Source organism: Flavisphingomonas formosensis (assembly GCF_009755815.1).
GTDB lineage: Bacteria > Pseudomonadota > Alphaproteobacteria > Sphingomonadales > Sphingomonadaceae > Flavisphingomonas > Flavisphingomonas formosensis.
Genome location: NZ_WRPK01000019.1, coordinates 1 through 14,832, shown reverse-complemented (window position 1 = coordinate 14,832; position 14,832 = coordinate 1). Strand labels below are relative to the sequence as shown.

At 64.6% G+C, this 14,832-nt stretch carries 16 protein-coding genes; 7 read left to right on the top strand and 9 right to left on the bottom strand.

What is annotated here, in order from left to right; all coding sequences use genetic code 11:
* Positions 1 to 3: 3 nt before the first annotated feature.
* From GQY20_RS30685 to GQY20_RS30675, 3 genes are all read right to left on the bottom strand, one after another.
* Positions 4 to 1,194, bottom strand: a complete 1,191-nt coding sequence (locus tag GQY20_RS30685) for an aspartate aminotransferase family protein (RefSeq protein WP_157220993.1) — start codon at positions 1,192 to 1,194, stop codon at positions 4 to 6.
* A gap of 229 nt (positions 1,195 to 1,423) precedes the next feature.
* A complete protein-coding gene (locus GQY20_RS30680; RefSeq protein WP_157220992.1) occupies positions 1,424 to 1,774 on the bottom strand; it encodes a Rap1a/Tai family immunity protein in 351 nt (116 codons plus the stop codon).
* Between the two features lie 188 nt (positions 1,775 to 1,962).
* Complete coding sequence (locus GQY20_RS30675; protein ID WP_157220991.1) at positions 1,963 to 2,799, bottom strand: ABC transporter permease; 837 nt, start codon at positions 2,797 to 2,799, stop codon at positions 1,963 to 1,965.
* Positions 2,800 to 2,864: 65 nt separating this feature from the next.
* Between GQY20_RS30675 and GQY20_RS30670 the strand changes: the two genes are divergently transcribed.
* The 3 genes from GQY20_RS30670 to GQY20_RS30660 all read left to right on the top strand — a co-directional run bounded on the left by GQY20_RS30670 (position 2,865) and on the right by GQY20_RS30660 (position 5,746).
* Entirely contained in the window at positions 2,865 to 3,530 is a 666-nt protein-coding gene (locus GQY20_RS30670; RefSeq protein WP_157220990.1) for a GcrA family cell cycle regulator, read from the top strand.
* Positions 3,531 to 3,638: 108 nt separating this feature from the next.
* Positions 3,639 to 4,634 (top strand): aldo/keto reductase, encoded by a 996-nt coding sequence (locus GQY20_RS30665; protein ID WP_157220989.1) that lies wholly within the window; start codon positions 3,639 to 3,641, stop codon positions 4,632 to 4,634.
* Positions 4,635 to 4,795: 161 nt separating this feature from the next.
* A complete protein-coding gene (locus GQY20_RS30660; RefSeq protein WP_157220988.1) occupies positions 4,796 to 5,746 on the top strand; it encodes an aldo/keto reductase in 951 nt (316 codons plus the stop codon).
* Here GQY20_RS30660 and GQY20_RS30655 read toward each other — a convergent pair whose 3' ends face one another.
* Positions 5,747 to 7,138, bottom strand: coding sequence for a helix-turn-helix domain-containing protein (locus GQY20_RS30655; protein ID WP_157220987.1), 1,392 nt, complete (start codon positions 7,136 to 7,138; stop codon positions 5,747 to 5,749).
* 205 nt (positions 7,139 to 7,343) lie between these two features.
* Between GQY20_RS30655 and GQY20_RS32350 the strand changes: the two genes are divergently transcribed.
* Positions 7,344 to 7,496, top strand: coding sequence for a hypothetical protein (locus tag GQY20_RS32350; protein ID WP_198351314.1), 153 nt, complete (start codon positions 7,344 to 7,346; stop codon positions 7,494 to 7,496).
* Between the two features lie 129 nt (positions 7,497 to 7,625).
* On the opposite strand, the gene GQY20_RS30650 is transcribed toward GQY20_RS32350, so the two are convergent.
* From GQY20_RS30650 to GQY20_RS30630, 5 genes are all read right to left on the bottom strand, one after another.
* Positions 7,626 to 8,939 (bottom strand): amidohydrolase, encoded by a 1,314-nt coding sequence (locus tag GQY20_RS30650; protein ID WP_157220986.1) that lies wholly within the window; start codon positions 8,937 to 8,939, stop codon positions 7,626 to 7,628.
* 137 nt (positions 8,940 to 9,076) lie between these two features.
* Positions 9,077 to 9,310: a hypothetical protein gene (locus GQY20_RS30645; RefSeq protein WP_157220985.1), complete on the bottom strand. Its 234-nt coding sequence runs from the start codon at positions 9,308 to 9,310 to the stop codon at positions 9,077 to 9,079.
* Positions 9,311 to 9,365: 55 nt separating this feature from the next.
* The gene (locus GQY20_RS30640; RefSeq protein WP_157220984.1) at positions 9,366 to 10,004 is read right to left on the bottom strand and encodes a DUF4893 domain-containing protein; all 639 of its coding nucleotides are present in this window, start codon (positions 10,002 to 10,004) and stop codon (positions 9,366 to 9,368) included.
* Between the two features lie 115 nt (positions 10,005 to 10,119).
* Positions 10,120 to 10,905 (bottom strand): 3-hydroxybutyrate dehydrogenase, encoded by a 786-nt coding sequence (locus GQY20_RS30635; RefSeq protein WP_157220983.1) that lies wholly within the window; start codon positions 10,903 to 10,905, stop codon positions 10,120 to 10,122.
* A gap of 17 nt (positions 10,906 to 10,922) precedes the next feature.
* Positions 10,923 to 12,065 carry a patatin-like phospholipase family protein gene (locus GQY20_RS30630; protein WP_157220982.1) on the bottom strand — a complete coding sequence of 381 codons (1,143 nt, stop codon included), beginning with the start codon at positions 12,063 to 12,065 and terminating at the stop codon, positions 10,923 to 10,925.
* 128 nt (positions 12,066 to 12,193) lie between these two features.
* On the opposite strand from GQY20_RS30630, the gene ypfJ reads away from it, so the two are divergent.
* From ypfJ to queE, 3 genes are all read left to right on the top strand, one after another.
* On the top strand, positions 12,194 to 13,078 hold the full coding sequence (gene ypfJ, locus GQY20_RS30625; RefSeq protein ID WP_157220981.1) for a KPN_02809 family neutral zinc metallopeptidase: 885 nt from the start codon (positions 12,194 to 12,196) through the stop codon (positions 13,076 to 13,078).
* A gap of 200 nt (positions 13,079 to 13,278) precedes the next feature.
* On the top strand, positions 13,279 to 13,980 hold the full coding sequence (queC, locus tag GQY20_RS30620; protein ID WP_157220980.1) for a 7-cyano-7-deazaguanine synthase QueC: 702 nt from the start codon (positions 13,279 to 13,281) through the stop codon (positions 13,978 to 13,980).
* Positions 13,980 to 14,627: a 7-carboxy-7-deazaguanine synthase gene (gene queE, locus GQY20_RS30615; protein ID WP_157220979.1), complete on the top strand. Its 648-nt coding sequence runs from the start codon at positions 13,980 to 13,982 to the stop codon at positions 14,625 to 14,627. Before queC ends, queE begins: the two co-directional genes overlap by 1 nt.
* The last annotated feature ends 205 nt before the right edge of the window (positions 14,628 to 14,832 follow it).

Genomic DNA, 14,832 nt, shown 5'->3' with positions numbered 1-14,832 from the left:
TGCTCATGCCGGCTCGGGGACGGTGAAGTCCCGCGCTCCCGCACTCAGCTTTTCGACGCATTCGGCGATGTGGCTCTCGTCGATGATCAGCGGCGGCAGCACGCGCACCACATTGTCGCCGGCGGCCACGGTCAGCAGGCCGTGATTGTTGCGCAAATGGGCGACGAAAGCCCGGTTGTCGACCTTCAGTTTGATGCCCTGCATCAGGCCAAGGCCGCGCACGTCCTCGAAGATCGCTTCGTGATTGGGTATCATTTGTTCGAGCGCCTGGCGCAAACGCTCGCCCGTCCGCGTGACATTCTGCAGGAAACCGGGTTCCAGGATCACATCGAGCACGGCTTCGCCGGCCGCCATCGCCAGCGGGTTGCCGCCATAGGTAGAGCCATGAGTACCGATCACCATACCCTGCGCTGCCTTCTCAGTCGCAAGGCAGGCGCCGAGCGGAAAGCCGCCGCCGATGCCCTTGGCCACGGCCATGATATCGGGCGTGATGCCATAATGCTCATGCGCGAAGAAGGCGCCCGTGCGGCCATAACCGCATTGCACCTCGTCCAGCACTAGAAGCAGGCCGTGCCGGTCGGCTAGCGCGCGCAGCCCCTTGAGGAATTCGGGAGTGGAGGGCGTCATGCCGCCTTCACCCTGCACCGGCTCCACTAGGAAGCCGGCGGTCTCCTCATCGATCGCGGCTTCGGCGGCGGCGAGGTCGTTGAACGGCACCACCTGGAAACCCGGCAGCAGTGGCTCGAAACCATCACGCATCTTCGGCTGGTTGGTAGCCGAGATGGTGCCGAGCGTGCGGCCGTGGAAGGCGTTGGCGAAGGTGATCAGCGTGTGCCGCTCGGGCCGGCCCTGCGCGTAATGATAGCGGCGCGCCGTCTTGATCGCGCACTCCACAGCCTCAGCTCCGGAATTGGTGAAGAACACCGTGTCGGCGAAGGTGGCGTCCACCAGCCGCTGCGCGAAATGCTCGCCCTGCGGGCTGCCATAGAGGTTGGAGACGTGCATCAGGGTTGCCGCCTGCTTCTGGATGGCACCGATCAGATGCGCGTTCGAATGGCCGAGCGCGTTGACTGCGATGCCCGCTGCGAAATCCAGATAACGCTCGCCGCGCTCGCCGATCAGATAGCAGCCCTCGCCTCGCACCGGCCGCACGCCGCACCGCGGATAGACGGGCATGAGCGGGGTGATGGCCATCGGAACTGCTCCTCTTTCGCTTCGAGAAAAAATCGACTCCAGAAACGCAAAAAGGCGGCCCGAACGGCCGCCTTAGCGGAGCCGGCTTTTACCGCCAGCGCGGACCGGGGGCAACCCCCGCGATTCCGCCGCTTGTCGGGCACCCCTGCTTCTTCCGACCGCCAACGGGCGGCAGCCTCTCGCCGGGCGATGCGCTATTGTCGTTTGTCGGCAACGGTACGCTGTTTCGTCATTTGCAGGGGAACGTGGCCTGAAGCGCGGCAAGCATGGCAAGGCCGGCGGGGGCGGACGCCACGGAGGGCTCGTCCCTGATGTAATCGCGAAGTATCGCGGCATTTTGTTCGGGTGTGATGGCGAGCTTGCTGGGCGGGCAATATAATTTTGTTCGGTCCTTTGATGCCAGAACCGTGTTGGCCCAGCTTATGCCGTTCGCATAGGCGTTCAATATCTGGAGATGAAGCTCAGATCCCTTGTCGATCTCGGCCAGGAAATCCTTTGCATCCGCTTCTGCATACGCCGGAGCCGAAAGAGCTATCATGGCGGAGCCTATCGCCCCGCATGCGATGACCTTGATTTTCATTCCGGGCCCCCCAGCCGATAACGCGCGGATTGCACATCGCCGAATCAAGCGGTTTCGGCTTCTCGCAAATATCCGATCATATTCGCTTGAAAGACAAAAAACGGAAATGGCGCGGCGGAGCCAGCCGGATCTCCGTCCAGTAGGGGGAATCGCTTCGTCCCCCTCGAGGCCTGACCGGGTGCGGCCGCTCAGTTCTTGAGTTTCCAGCCGCGCGCCAGCAGCACGTAGCACAGCCAGCCGAGCACCAGATTCACGCCGAGCAGCACCAACGCGCCGGTCACCACTGGCGAGTCGGACACGCCGAGGAAACCGTAGCGGAAGCCCGAGATCACGTAGAAGAACGGGTTTGCGTGGCTGATCGCCTGGAAGCTGCCATGCAGCTTCTCGACCGAATAGAAGGTGCCGGAGAGGAGCGACAGCGGCTGCACGACGAAATTGGTCACCGCCGCGGCGTGATCGAACTTCTCGGCCCAGATCGAGGTGAGGATGCCGAGGAAGGAGAGCAGCGCCGATCCCATCAGCCCGAACCACAATACCGCCCAGAGATGCGCGGGGGTGACGTGCACGCCCGGCCACAATAACATCGCCAGCCATACTGCGAGTCCGACCAGTGCGGCTCGCGTCATCGCCGCGCCGACGAGCGCGGCGAGCAACTCCGCGGTGGAGAGCGGCGGCATCAGATAATCGACGATCGTGCCCTGCATCTTGCCGACCAGGAGCGAGAAGCTCGCATTGGCGAAGGCATTCTGCATCATACCCATGATGATGAGGCCGGGCGCGACGAAATCGGCAAAATGGACGGTTTCGCCTCCGACATGCACGTCGGAGCGCGCGCCGAGAGCCACGGTGAAGATGACGAGGAAAAGCAGCGTCGTGATCGCCGGCGCCCAGATCGTCTGGAGCTGCACCTTGAAGAAACGCCGCACCTCCTTCACATAGAGGGTGCGCAGCCCTTCCCAGTTGACGATCGCGAGAACCGGCGTTCCAGGGTTGGAAAGCGTATCATTTGAAGACTGGCCGTTCATGTCCGGATCGCCTATCGGCTACCGGCTCGGCCTGCAAGCCGTGACGAATGGATTGAGGAAACTACATGTCCTGGACCGAGGAACGCATCAACCGGCTCAAGACGCTCTGGGGGCAGGGCATGACGGCGAGTCAGATCGCCGAAGAGCTGGGTGGCGTCAGCCGCAACGCCGTGATCGGCAAGGCGCACCGGCTCGGGCTCGAATCGCGACCGTCGCCGGTGAAGGCCGGCGAGGCCAGCACGGCCGAGACTGCGCCGCCTGCGCCGCCGAAGGTAGAAGCAGCCCCGCCGCCCGCGCCGATCCCCGCCGCGGCGCCCGCGCCGGCCACGGTGGTCGAAAAGAAGGAAGTCGCCGAGGATGCCGCTCCGGTCGAGGCGGCGCCGGCTACACCGCAACCCGTGGTCCGTTCGATCGGTCCGGGCGGCTTTCAGCGCCAGGCGCCTGGCGAACAGCAGTCCCCGATACCGCCCGCCCCGCCGCGCCGGCTCGTGCCGGCCAAGCCCTCGGCGGACATTGCCGGAAAGACGAGCCTGCTCGATCTCAACGACAAGATCTGCAAATGGCCGCTCGGCCATCCGGGCGAGCCGGATTTCCATTTCTGCGGCAGACCGGTCAATCCCGGTTTCCCTTATTGCCTCGATCATTGTGCGAGCGCCTATCAGGCCCAGCTTCCGCGCCGTGATCGCCGGCCGCCGCCGCCGCTGCCATTCGGCGGCCCGCGGGTCCGCTGATCAGTGATCCTGACGCCGTCCGGCATCCCCGGGCGGCGTAAACCGATATTACCGGATCGGGCGCCGCCCATCGTCCCGCTGCGCCGCTGCCGGCATGGGAGCATCGATATGGTTGCGAAGCGCAAGGTCGGTCCGTTCGAGGTCGTGCCCATCGGGCTCGGCTGCATGTCGCTGAGCAGCGGCTATGGCGCACCTCCGGCCGAAGCCGATGCGGAGACGCTGCTGCACCGCGCGCTCGATCTCGGATATGATTTCCTCGATACCTCTTCCATTTACGGTATCGGACACAATGAGACGTTGATCGGCCGGGCCCTGAAAGGGCGCCGCGAGCAATTCATCCTGGCCTCCAAGTGCGGCATCCATTCCGGCGAAGGCGGTCGGCGGGTGATCGATTGCCGGCCTGAGACGGTGACACGTGTGATCGACGAAAGCCTGCAGCGGCTCGGTCTCGATCATATCGATCTCTATTATCTGCACCGCCCGGATCCTCAGGTGCCGATCGAGGATTCGGTAGGCGCGCTCGTCCGCGCCATCGAGACGGGCAAGATCGGATCGATCGGGCTTTCCGAAATGTCGGCCGAGACGCTGCACCGGGCGGCTGCCGTGCACCCCATTGCCGCCATGCAGACCGAATATTCGCTCTGGACGCGCAATCCCGAGATTGCGGTGCTGGATGCCTGCCGCCAGCTCGGCACCACCTTCGTCGCCTTTTCGCCCGTCGGCCGGGGCTTCCTTGCCGACGGCACGCCTCAGGCCGCGGATCTCAGGCAGGGCGACATCCGCTATCAGATGCCGCGCTTCGTCGAGCCTAATTATTCCCGCAACCTCGAGGCTTTCGGACAGTTCCGCGCGATCGCCGCGGAGGTCGGCAAAACGCCGGCCCAGCTTGCGCTCGCCTGGTTGCTGCACGTCGAGCCCTCGCTCGTCACCATTCCCGGCACGACCTCAATCCCTCATCTCGAGGAGAATTTCGCCGCGCTGGACGTTGTGATGACCGACGATCTGGCTGCGCGGCTCGATGCGACCATCAATCGCGAGACGATCTTCGGCCGCCGCTACACGCCGTCCATGCAGGCGCTGGTCGGCACGGAGGAATTCGCCTGATCCGCTAACGACCCGATCATAAGTGGTCTGACGGATCACTAGAGCAAGCTGGGCGATATGTTAATCGCCCAGCTTGCTCTAAGCCCTTGCCGTCGCATAGTTTCTGCGGAAAACCGGTTCCCATTTTTCCGCACGACGCTCTAGCGAAAGAGGAAATTGCCATGGCCGATCTGCGTCCGCTCGGTTCCTCGGGGCTCGCGACCCCACCGCTGGTGCTCGGCGGCAATGTGTTCGACTGGACGGCGGATCGGCCGACGAGCTTTGCGATCCTAGACGCCTTTTTCGGGGCCGGCGGCACGATGGTCGACACCGCCGACGTCTATTCCGCCTGGGTGCCGGGGCATTCCGGCGGCGAATCGGAAAGCGTGATCGGCGAATGGCTGCGTCGCCGCGGCACGCGCGAGGGCGTGCTGATCGCTACCAAGGTCGGCATGCTGCCGGGCGAGGGCGGCAAGGGTCTTGCACCAGCCCGCATCGCGGCTGCGGCGGAGGCATCGCTGCGGCGACTCGGCACCGACTGCATCGATCTCTATTACGCACATCAGGACGACGCCGACGTGCCGCAGGACGCGGTGCTGGAAGCGTTCGATCGGTTGGTTTCGACTGGCAAGGTGCGTGCGATCGCGGCGTCGAACTTCAGCGCCGATCGGCTCGGCTCGGCGTTGGCGGTCGGCAAGGAACGGGGCCTTGCGACCTACACGGTGCTGCAACCCCACTATAATCTTCTCGAGCGGGCGAAGTTCGAAGGCCCGTTGCAGCAGCTCTGCCTTGTCGAGAACGTCGGCGTACTGCCTTATTATGGCCTTGCGGCGGGCTTTCTCACCGGCAAATATCGCAAGGCCGAAGAACTCGGCCGGTCGGTCCGCGGCGGCCGCCTCGGTGGCTATCTGTCGGGCCGAGGCCCGAAGGTGCTGGCGGTGCTGGATGCGATCGCGGCCGAAACCGGCGCTACGCAGGCGCAGATCGCGCTGGCATGGCTCGCGGCGCAACCGGCCGTGACGGCGCCGATTGCCAGCGCTACGTCCCTCGATCAGGTCAAGGAACTGATCGGTGCGATGCATTTGACGCTCAACGCCGAGCAGCTCGCCCGCCTCGACGAAGCCAGCGCCTGATCAATCCACCGCGAAACTGAAAGGCGTCAGGCCGCGCTCTCGCTCGTTCAGCATGAGCGAGCGGCCTGCAGGCGGCGCGGCGCGCTGGATACAGTCGATCCGGGTGCAGCGCCGGCAACCGAGCCCGATCGGCGTTGCCGCTCCTTCGCGCAGATCGATGCCTTGCGCATCGACCAGCGGGGTCGCCAGATCGGCGGCAAGACCCAGCCCGAGCGAGAAGATCGCGCGGACGCCGCCGGGGGAGCGGGCCTGCGGCGTTACGGTGCGGGCGATGGTGAACCAGCGGCTGCCATCCTCCAGCTCGACCAGCTGGCGTATCAGCGTTCCAGGTCGGTCGAAGGCGTCGTGCAGCCGCCACAGCGGACAGCGATCCGGCGATTCGACCATGGGCGAGGTGCTGGCGCCGGCATAGCGCTTGCTCGACTGGCCGGCGCGATCGACGCGGATCATGAAGAAGGGCAGGCCGCGCGCACCGACCCGTTGCAGCGTGGTCAGGCGGTGGGCGATCATTTCGAATCCCGCGCCGAACCGTCGCTGTAACACTTCGAGATCATAGCCGGTGCTTTCGCAGGCGCGCAGGAAGCGGCCGTAAGGCATCATCACCGCCGCCGCGAAATAGGAGGCGAGATGGCGGCGGAACAGCCGTTCGGCGGTGCGATCCCCGAAGGCTGCGCCGGCGACCAGCGCATCGATCTCCCCCCGCGCCTCGATTTGACCGAGCTGGAAGGCTGCCTGGAAGGTGCGCGAGCCGGAATCGAGCATCTCCCCGAGTTGCAGCTGCCGGGCATGAAGATCCAGGCGGCGCAGGCGATCGGGCATCACTTCGATCGGCAGGATACGGATGGTGAGCTGATGCCGCACGCGCAGCCGCTCGGCGATGGCACCGTAAAGATCGCCGGCGCCGAGCCGAAGCTCGTCCGCCAGCGCTTCGGCCGCGGCGTCGAGATCGGCGAAATGGTTGCGCCAGCGCTCGATCTCGCGCTTGACGACCGACACCACATCGTCGCGCTCGGCTTCGCCTGCGCCGGTACCGGCTCCGAGCCGGTCGAACACTCGGGCGAAGGCTTCCGCGCCGCCGGGGGCCGCTGCCAGCCACTCCTCCACCTCGGTCCGGTCTATTTCGAGATCGGCGAACATCGGGTCGGCAAGCCGCCGCCGCAGTGCATCCGCACCGCCGCCCGGCTCGTCCGCCACAAGCAGCCGCGGATCGAAATCGAATCGGTCGGACAGGCGCAACATCAGCGAGGCGGTGACGGGACGCTGGTTCCTCTCCAGCAGGTTCAGATAGCTGGGCGAGACGCCGAGCGTTTCGGCCATCGCCGCCTGGGTGAGCCCGCTTGATCGGCGCAGGCGGCGCAGGCGATGGCCCGCGAAAATCTTCTGGTCAGCCATGGATTTGTAAATATCCGTACATATTCACAGAAGCAAGGCTCATAGCCCGAACGGCATTACACGAAAGTTGGCCTAAGCCGGATAGCATGGCTTAGCATAACCGACGCATATCCTGTGCATTCGCAGCGGCCATTGATCGCCACGCGATGAGCAGGACTTGTAAATTTTGAACGGATGCGCGCCCGCGCTGAACAGGAGACGTAGGATGACAGAACCCGCCCGTAGCCGCGCCGTCTTCTCGACGGAAGATTTCCAGATCATCCGCCAAGCGGTCGCGCATTATCTGAAGCAGGTGCAGGACACGCCGGATTCGGTGAAGTTCGCCAATCTCTATCATCGGCTCGGTCGCCTGATCTGAGCCAAACCGGCTTTTCCTGGGGAGGAAAAGGCGTCCGTCGGAGGCTAGGCCTCCGGCGGACGTTGTCGTTCGGGGCCGGATCATGATCGTCGATGGCCGATGTCGAGCGCGTTCCGGCGGAAATCCGGTCTATTTCCTGGCGAGCACGGTAAGCGCTGCAGTGGTCATCGCCTCGGTGGCCGTCTCGATCACCGCCGGCGCGTCCGGGGCCCAGAAGGGGCTGTGCAGCGACGGCAGCTTGGACGTATCGCCCTTGGCGGCGTCCCACTTGTCCTTCGGCACGCCGCCGACCCAGAAGATCAGGGCCTGCGCGTCCTTGTCCGCCAGATAATATTGGCTGAAATCCTCTCCACCCATTGCTGCCGGCACGTCCTGGACGCGATCCTTGCCGAAGCGGGCGGTGAACACGCTGGCGATTTTCCCAGTCAGCGGCTGCGTGTTGAAGGTGGCCGGCGTCATGCCGTCGCGTAGCGTGATCACCGGCATGCGGTCCTCCGGTATTCCGGCCGCGATCGCTTCGCCCCTGGCGATGCGGGCGATGCCGTCGAGCAGCAGCTTGCGCACTTCGGGCGTATAGCTGCGCACGGTGAGCATCAGCCGTGCTTCGTCCGGAATGATGTTGTGCTTGGCGCCTGCCTGGAAGCTGCCAACGGTCACGACGGCCGCCTGGCCCGGCGTCACCTCGCGCGAGACCAGCGTCTGCAGCGCGGTGACGATCCGTGCGGCGAGCACGATCGGGTCCTTGCTGTTCTGCGGGTAGGCCCCGTGGCCGCCGAGGCCGCGCACGGTGAGATCGACGCTGTCGACATTGGCGAGCGCATAGCCGGCCGTGTAGCCGATCACGCCGGCCGGCAGATTGGCCGCGTCGTGGAAGGCGATGGCATAATCGGGCTTCGGGAAGCGCGAATAGAGACCGTCGTCGATCATCGCCTTGGCGCCGGAGCCGATCTCCTCGGCTGGCTGCGCGATCATGACCAGCGTGCCGCTCCACTGATCCTTCATCGCGGCCAGCCGGCGTGCGGTGCCGACCCAGGACGACATGTGCGTGTCATGCCCGCAAGCATGCATCACCGGCGTTTCCATTCCTTCGCGGGTAAGCGATTTCACCTTGCTGGCGAAGGGCAGTCCGGTTTGTTCCGGCACCGGCAGCCCGTCCATGTCCGTGCGCAGCAGCAGGGTGGGGCCGGGGCCGTTCTTCAGGACGGCGACGACGCCGGTCTTGCCGACTCCGGTGGTGACGGTGAAGCCGAGCTTCTTCGCCTCGGCCGCCAGCTTGGCGGACGTCTTCACCTCTTCGAAGCTCAGCTCGGGATTGGCGTGGAGATCGCGGTACCAGGTCATCAGCGAGGGCATGTCAGCCTTGACGGCATCGGACAGCGGATCGGCCAGCGCGGGCGATGCCGCGAGCGTGGCCAGCAGGGACATGCAAAGCAAGGATTTCATCGGTGAATTTCCCCCGGAAGAGCCGTTGGCGTGCAGCCTGCCGAAGAATGGTTCGCGAAGAAAGGGATCAGATTCGGTTTGAAAATTGCCGTGCCGGCCCAGGCGGGCATTGCCGGAGGCGACTTACAGACAATTTCTCAGCCGTTGGCGAGATGCAGGCAAGGCCGCAGACGTGGCCGCTCGTCGCGGCGCTGCTGGTCGCCGGCCGCCGGCGCTTCACCTGGCAGAGGGACGCGTTGTTGCCCCCGTTGCTGCTGCAGGTCCCCGCCCATCAGGGTGAATACGGGCACGCAGCGTGCGTTTTGCGCAAGCATTTCATCACCCGGCTGCACGCTTCCCAGCGCAAGCCCCATGACAGCCCAGCCGATCATCCGTCCCTCCACGTCCCGCGGAGCAGCATAGCCGAATCGGCTACGGGCCGGAAGCTCAGTCGGCCGGCGTCAGTTCCAGTACGTCGAGGGTCGATTCCCAATGAGGATAGGGAAAGGCGATGCGCCATTTGCGATCGCCGACCCGCTGTACGATACCCGCCATGTCGCGATCCGTATCCAGATTATAGCCAAGCGACTTGTGCTCGTCGCTCAGCACGATCGTGCCGAGGAAGATGCCGCGCGCGCTATTGTCCGGGTAGATGGTCCCCTTCGGCCGCTGCGCCCCGTCCAGCTTGGTGAAGCGAAGACCATCGTCGCGCTGCGAGACGCGGCAATGCGCGATCGGATAGGAGATATAGGCGGGTACGTTGGACCATTTGCCGCCGAGCTTGACCATCCGGCAGAGATAGTTGCCGGCCGGCGGCAACGGATCCGACAGGGCAAGATCCGGCACCAGCATGTCACCTTCGCGCGTGATATCGGCGTCGCGGCCGCCCTGGCGTGCTTTGTCCAGCGCTTCGATCCATGCCTTGCGCCAATCGCGCAGGCGGCCGCGGTCATTCTCGCTCGCGATCGATCGCCAATGGCGCATTTGTGCGGCATCGCTGGCGCAGGCCGGAGTGGAATGATGGCTGCAGGCGCCGAGCAGCATCACTGCAGCGCAGCCGGTGAACCAGGTAAAGGCGATCCGCATAGGAGGCACAGGCTAGAGCCTGATCGTTTTGAGTGGAAGCGCTTTGCGTCTCCACCCAAAGCGTGACGCAGGTCTCTTCGATAATTCGGCCGTTCCGGCGGCCGAGCGTAAAGGCTTATTGCGCGGTCCAGCCGCCGTCGATCGACATGTTGGCGCCGGTGATGTTGCTCGCCTCGTCGCGGCAGAGGAATACCGCCATGGCCGCGACCTGCTCGACCGTCACGAACTGCTTGGTCGGCTGGCCGGCGAGCAGCACGTCGTTCATCACCTGCTCGCGCGTCATGCCCCGCGCCTTCATCGTGTCCGGGATCTGGTTCTCGACCAGCGGCGTCCAGACATAGCCGGGCGAGATGCAGTTGGCGGTGATGCCGAAGGTCGCGGTTTCCAGCGCCACTGTCTTGGTGAAGCCGGCCAGGCCGTGCTTGGCGGTGACATAGGCCGACTTGAAGGGCGAGGCGGTGAGCGAATGAGCCGAAGCGGTCTGGATGATCCGGCCCCATTTCCTGGACTTCATATAAGGCACGGCGAGGCGTGTGGTGTGGAACGCCGAATTGAGGTTCAGCGCGATGATCAGGTTCCACTTGTCGACCGGAAACTCCTCCACCGGCGCGACATGCTGCATGCCGGCATTGTTGATCAGGATGTCGACGCCGCCGAACGTATCCGTTGCCTCCTGCATCATCGCCTCGATCTGGTCGACCTTGGTGAGGTCATGGCCGCTGTAGAGCGCCTTGGCGCCGCTGATGCCTTCCAGTCCGACGCGCTCCTTCTCGATCGCGTCCGCATCGCCGAAGCCGTTGATGACGATGTTCGCGCCCTCGGCGGCGAGCGCCTTGGCGTAGGCGAGGCCGATGCCCGAGGTCGATCCGGTGATCAGGGCGGTCTTTCCCGTGAGGAACATGGGATTTCTCCTCTGCACTAGCGGTGGTTGGTGAGATCGAAGGTGGCCGACCGGCCGTCGATGATATTTCGCGCGAGCAGGCCGGAGCGGCTGATCGTGGCCTCCACGGCGCTCCGTCCGGCGGCCCAATGTTCCTGCATCGTGCGGCGCGAGAATTCGAAATCGCGCGAGCCGCCTTCCCACGCATTGGCGCGATAGATCAGGTGGACGATGTTGAGCGCATATTCGCTGGCGATGCAGCGCAACTCGGCGACGTCGGGATCCTGGTCGAAGTCTGGCGGCAGCTTGGCCAGCAGGCGAGCGATCGCGGCATGCTCGGCCCGCTGCTTCATCAGCTGGTCGGTGATCTGGCGCGTACGGCTGGAGAACTGGATCTCCTTGGCGCGGGCGATGACGTCGTTGATCGTGCGCGGTGCTTGGTTGACCGAAGAGAAGAGATCGACCTGGAAGACGAGCATGTCCTCGCGCTGATCTGCGATCACCTCGCCCAGCGGCGTGTTGGAGACGAGGCCGCCGTCCCACCATAGCCGCTTGTCGATCTCGACGGGGGGAAGCCCCGGCGGCAGGGCGCCCGAAGCCATGATGTGGCGCGCGTCGATCCGGTGCTTGCGCGGGCCGCGCGTATCGAAATAGTCGAAATTGCCGGTCTCGACATCGACCGCGCCGACGGACAGGCGCACCGGCCCGTCATTGAGCAGGTTCCAATCGACCAGCTCGTTCAGCGTGTCGGCCAGCGCGCTGGAGTCATAGAAGCTCAGGGCATCGTCGGTCCCCGGCATGGCGAAGGGCGCCGGGATGAGGCGGGGATGGAAGAAGCCCGGCACGCCCACCGTGGCGACGAAGCCCGCCGACCATTCGTGCACGAACTCGCGCACCTGATCGTTGGGCCAGATCGGGAAGCTGGGTAGTGCCGAGGTCATCCGCTCCCAGAAGGCACGTAGCCGTTCGACTCGGCGTTCCGGCGGATTGCCTGCGATGATGGCGCTATTGACCGCGCCGATCGAGATGCCGGCGACGCGATCGATCTGGATGTCGACTTCGGAAAGCGCCTCATACACGCCAGCTTGGTAACTGCCGAGGGCGCCGCCGCCCTGGAGCACCAATACGACTTCGTCTGGTAGTGGAAGGGGGTCTGTGGAGGTCGACTCGCGGCGTGCCATCGCAGCCTATCTGGTCGTCTTGCTGCGCTGCATCAAGCTCCTGACAGCGATTTCATATCCGGTGGCGTGGATTGCAACCATGATGGTGCGAGCGCATTAATCGTGCGGGACAGGCAGGGACGAAACGCATGCGGCTCGACGACGAACAGGAAAGCTCCAATTTCGAGGTCCAGCGTGGCGGAGGCGGCGGTTTCGGCGGCGGCGGCAACATGCTGGGCCTGCTTCTGCCGCTGATCGGCAGCCGGTTCGGCTGCGGCGGCATCGTCGTCTTGCTCGTCGTGCTGATGGTCATGGGTGTCAATCCGCTCAGCCTGATCGGCGGCGGGCAGATCGCGCCGACACAGCAGGGCGCGCCGTCGAGCCACGATGCAAGCCAGCTGAACCAGGTGCAGCATTGGTCGTTGAAGGTGCTGGGATCCACCGAGAGGACCTGGGGCAAGATATTCCAGCAGGAGGGCAAGCAATATGAGCCTACCACGCTGGTCTTCTATTCGCAGAACGGCATCTCCGGCTGCGGTGCAGCGCAATCGGCGATGGGGCCTTTCTACTGCCCACAGGACAAGAAGGTCTATCTCGACACCAGCTTCTATGACGAGCTGCGCCAGCGTTTCGGGGCGCCCGGCGATTTCGCCCAGGCCTATGTGATCGCACATGAGGTCGGGCACCATGTCCAGGATCTGCTTGGCACGCTGGGAGATGTGAACCGCAGGCAGCAGAGCGTGAGCGAGGCGCAGGGCAATGCGCTGCAGGTCCGCATCGAACTACAGGCGGATTGCTATGCTGGCGTGTGGGCCAAACAGACCGGCCTGCTCGAGGCGGGCGATATCGAGGAGGGGCTGAAGGCTGCCAACGCCATCGGAGACGACACGCTGCAGAAAAGCGCCGGACAGGTGCCCGTGCCGGACAGCTTCACCCATGGCAGCTCGGCCGAACGGATGAAATGGCTCCGCCAGGGGCTCGACACCGGGGATCCGGCGCAGTGCGACACGTTCAACACGCGCGATCTCGGCTGACACGAAGCTCCGACAGGCGGCGCCTTCTCGTCGTTCAGGAGAAGTTTACCCCGCGGGACTATAGATGAGGCCGTGCCGGCTCGTGGGCACATCTTCTCCCTTAGCAGGCCATTTGGCCTTCTCGGGCCGCTCTATCGGGCGGCCCGCTTTTTAGGTGCTCAGCCTTGCACCCTGGGCTTGGCGCGTCTAGCCGCGAACCCATGACGACTCCCGTAAATTCAGGCCCGGAATCGGCAGTTGCGCTGATCTCCGGCGGCCTCGACTCGATGGTGGCGGCGGCGATCGCGCGAGAGCGCGGCCACCGCCTCTTCGCGCTCACCATCAACTACAACCAGCGGCATCTGATCGAGCTGGCCGCTGCCCGCCGCATCGCTGCCCTGCTCGGTGCCGAGCGGCACGTCGTGCTGCCGATCGACCTGCGCGCCTTTGGCGGTTCCTCGCTGACGGATGCGATCGACGTGCCGAAGGAGGGAGTGGGCGACGGCATCCCCGTCACCTATGTGCCGGCCCGCAACACCATCTTCCTGTCGCTGGCGCTTGGCTGGGCGGAAGCGGTCGGCGCGAGCCATATCTATATCGGCGTCAACGCGCTCGATTATTCGGGCTATCCCGACTGCCGGCCGGAATTCATCGCGGCTTTTCAGACGATGGCGGATCTCGCCACCAAGGCGGGTGTCGAGGGTAGCCGCTTCACCATCGAGACACCGCTGCAATATATGAGCAAGGCGGATATCGTGCGCGAGGCGGCGCGGCTCGGGCTCGATGCCGGGATGAGCTGGTCCTGCTACGATCCGGCGCCGGATGGCGCCCATTGCGGCCTGTGCGACAGTTGCCGGCTGCGCGCCAAGGGCTTCGAGGAAGCAGGTCTGCCGGATCCAACGCGTTATGCGGTGCGGCCCTGATGACATCCTATGCCGTCAAGGAAATGTTCCTGACGCTGCAGGGCGAAGGCATGCAGGTCGGCCGCCGGGCGGTCTTCATCCGCTTCGCTGGCTGTAACCTCTGGACGGGCCGCGAACAGGATCGGCGCCGCGCGGAATGCACCTTCTGCGATACCGATTTCGTCGGCATCGACGGAGATGGTGGAGGCCGCTTCGCGGATGCGGAGAGTCTTGCCGAACGTGCGCGCGCGCTGTGGGATCGCGATCTTGCCGAGCTGACGGAGCGCGCTTTCGTCGTGCTGACCGGGGGCGAGCCCATGCTGCAGGTGGATGCGGCGTTGGTCACGGCGCTCAAGGCGCTCGGCTTCGAGATTGCGATCGAAACAAACGGTACATTTGCTGTGGCCGACGGGATCGACTGGATCTGTGTCAGCCCCAAGGCGGGCACCGAGATCGTCCAGCGCAGCGGCAACGAGCTCAAGCTGGTCTGGCCGCAGGCAGGAATCGATCCTGTGGAAATGGAGAGCTGGGACTTTGCCCACTTGCTCGTCTCGCCGATGGATTCGCCGGTCTTCGCTCAAAACCGGCTGGCTGCGATCGATTTCGTCCTCGCCCATCCGCGCTGGCGGCTGTCCACCCAGACGCACAAGGTGTTGGGGCTTCGTTGAGCATGGCCCTTCTCGCTCATGTGGGAGAAGGCTTAAAGTAGCGCTCATGGGAGGGCTGCGATGACGATGCTCTACGCGATCGTACTAGAGCGGGTTGCGAACGGACGGAATCGAGGGGATTCCGTGAGGGTTGGAAATATGATTCAAGCTGCTGGCTGGGCAGGAGGCCGGCAGAGGATGACGCGAGCCTATTCACAGGATTTGC

Excerpts from the sequence above, each read along its gene's own strand:
- GQY20_RS30675 (WP_157220991.1), bottom strand. The coding sequence starts at position 2,799 with ATGAACGGCCAGTCTTCAAATGATACGCTTTCCAACCCTGGAACGCCG.
- GQY20_RS30665 (WP_157220989.1), top strand. The coding sequence starts at position 3,639 with ATGGTTGCGAAGCGCAAGGTCGGTCCGTTCGAGGTCGTGCCCATCGGG.
- GQY20_RS30630 (WP_157220982.1), bottom strand. The coding sequence starts at position 12,065 with ATGGCACGCCGCGAGTCGACCTCCACAGACCCCCTTCCACTACCAGAC.
- GQY20_RS30645 (WP_157220985.1), bottom strand. The coding sequence starts at position 9,310 with ATGATCGGCTGGGCTGTCATGGGGCTTGCGCTGGGAAGCGTGCAGCCG.
- GQY20_RS30635 (WP_157220983.1), bottom strand. The coding sequence starts at position 10,905 with ATGTTCCTCACGGGAAAGACCGCCCTGATCACCGGATCGACCTCGGGC.
- GQY20_RS30680 (WP_157220992.1), bottom strand. The coding sequence starts at position 1,774 with ATGAAAATCAAGGTCATCGCATGCGGGGCGATAGGCTCCGCCATGATA.
- GQY20_RS30640 (WP_157220984.1), bottom strand. The coding sequence starts at position 10,004 with ATGCGGATCGCCTTTACCTGGTTCACCGGCTGCGCTGCAGTGATGCTG.
- GQY20_RS30655 (WP_157220987.1), bottom strand. The coding sequence starts at position 7,138 with ATGGCTGACCAGAAGATTTTCGCGGGCCATCGCCTGCGCCGCCTGCGC.
- GQY20_RS30650 (WP_157220986.1), bottom strand. The coding sequence starts at position 8,939 with ATGAAATCCTTGCTTTGCATGTCCCTGCTGGCCACGCTCGCGGCATCG.
- GQY20_RS30670 (WP_157220990.1), top strand. The coding sequence starts at position 2,865 with ATGTCCTGGACCGAGGAACGCATCAACCGGCTCAAGACGCTCTGGGGG.
- ypfJ (WP_157220981.1), top strand. The coding sequence starts at position 12,194 with ATGCGGCTCGACGACGAACAGGAAAGCTCCAATTTCGAGGTCCAGCGT.
- GQY20_RS32350 (WP_198351314.1), top strand. The coding sequence starts at position 7,344 with ATGACAGAACCCGCCCGTAGCCGCGCCGTCTTCTCGACGGAAGATTTC.
- queC (WP_157220980.1), top strand. The coding sequence starts at position 13,279 with ATGACGACTCCCGTAAATTCAGGCCCGGAATCGGCAGTTGCGCTGATC.
- GQY20_RS30660 (WP_157220988.1), top strand. The coding sequence starts at position 4,796 with ATGGCCGATCTGCGTCCGCTCGGTTCCTCGGGGCTCGCGACCCCACCG.
- GQY20_RS30685 (WP_157220993.1), bottom strand. The coding sequence starts at position 1,194 with ATGGCCATCACCCCGCTCATGCCCGTCTATCCGCGGTGCGGCGTGCGG.
- queE (WP_157220979.1), top strand. The coding sequence starts at position 13,980 with ATGACATCCTATGCCGTCAAGGAAATGTTCCTGACGCTGCAGGGCGAA.